At 38.1% G+C, this 638-nt stretch carries 1 protein-coding gene; it reads left to right on the top strand.

Annotation, left to right across the window (positions count from 1 at the left end; genetic code table 11):
* The first annotated feature begins 87 nt into the window (after nt 1-87).
* Nucleotides 88-576, top strand: coding sequence for a hypothetical protein (locus tag R0J88_RS18695; protein WP_410900687.1), 489 nt, complete (start codon nt 88-90; stop codon nt 574-576).
* Nucleotides 577-638 lie beyond the last annotated feature (62 nt).

Genomic DNA, 638 nt, shown 5'->3' with positions numbered 1-638 from the left:
TTAGTTAATTGACAAACTAATTATGGCTCTGGCTTTGAATTAAGCTAACCCACGAAAAGCGGAGGCTAACACCGTGTGGGAGTCATTATGTCTATGTGCCAGGGAAAGTACTGTGTAATGAATATTAGCTTTGACGATTATATTGATTCAATTAAGGCAAACAAAAAGTCTATGCCTCCAGAGCTATTTTCTTTTGCATCAAACGAAGACCACTACGAATTGAATCACCCTCAATCACTTCACGATTCATGGGTATCTTCGCTGTGTACAGAAGAACTTAGAAACAATACACGGCCATTTGAATGCTCGTTAAGAGTGACATTAAAGCTACTTGGTCAACAACATGATAGAACACTAGTGTTAATCTATTCAGATGTTGTCGCCTATGAGTTCTTAGGTTCAGAAAATAGTTTTAACCCAAATGATACTTTCCATGGAGATATATTGGATCATCGCATTAGTATTACTGGCGGCGCTTACAACCATATAATTGAAATGCGTTCAGGCTCTATCTTCAAGATTGTTTTTAAGGGGTTCTCTTTTGAAGAGCAAAGAAGTGAGGGGGTCACCCATTAGAAAGTTCCGGTCAAGCAGGCAGCTGTGTTTTCTTGATCTTTTTATTAAAAAAACCAAGTGTT

The sequence above is a fragment of the Pseudoalteromonas sp. SIMBA_162 genome, from assembly GCF_046535955.1.
GTDB lineage: Bacteria > Pseudomonadota > Gammaproteobacteria > Enterobacterales > Alteromonadaceae > Pseudoalteromonas > Pseudoalteromonas marina.
The sequence above is the reverse complement of the archived record's forward strand: the minus strand, read 5'-3'. Positions and strand labels throughout refer to the sequence as shown.

Bases quoted from the DNA above. Each gene is read 5' to 3' on its own strand.
- R0J88_RS18695 (WP_410900687.1), top strand. From the start codon at position 88: ATGTCTATGTGCCAGGGAAAGTACTGTGTAATGAATATTAGCTTTGAC.